At 56.6% G+C, this 645-nt stretch carries 1 protein-coding gene; it reads right to left on the bottom strand.

Going from position 1 to position 645, the window contains the following annotated elements; genetic code table 11:
• Positions 1 to 257: 257 nt before the first annotated feature.
• Positions 258 to 645, bottom strand: a 388-nt coding sequence (locus AC25M7_RS25465; protein WP_486971636.1) for a transposase, incomplete at its 5' end; no start/stop codon positions are given.

The raw sequence follows: 645 nt of genomic DNA, 5'->3' as shown, positions 1-645 counted from the left end.
CCAATCTATGGTCACCCCATTTTTTGCAATACTGTTCATCAGATGGAATGGATGGCTTGCTTCAATCTATCCGGCGTCTATTGGGCTCGCATCCCGCGCCACGATGAGCATTCGCACCTGGCGATCCTAACAAAGTAGGCGGCTTCCAAGAGCCAATTGGTCGTTCAGGATCATCGCCAGGCCGATCGGCCGTTTATTTCATCTGTTGTTCAGCTATCGCAAAACCTGATGGTGAAACTCGGTGCAGCACAACGGGGTCAGGCGTTTATCGCGTCTGGCTCCGTTTTATATTGCGTGTGCCGAGTGGCAATGGCCCACGCAATGCGTGCCAGTTTGTTGGCCAACGCGCAGGCCACCACATTGGAGTGACGTCGCGCGAGCAATGAACGCACCCAATCGGCCAATGGGCCTTTCTGATACTTCAGGCGAAGCATGTAGACCCGTGCGCACAGCACCAGCAAATGCCGAAGGTTCTTGTCGCCACGCTTGCTGATCCCCAGCAAAGCTGGCCTACCACCAGTGCTGTACTGGCGGGGCACCAGACCTACAGAGGCCGCAAAGTCCCGGCTACTGCCGTACTGCCGAGCATCTCCCATTTCTACAGCCAGCAGGCTGGCGGTGATCGGCCCAACACACGGCATGCTC

It is taken from the genome of Pseudomonas sp. P106(2024) (assembly GCF_057480815.1).
This window is presented reverse-complemented; position numbering and strand designations above follow the sequence as displayed.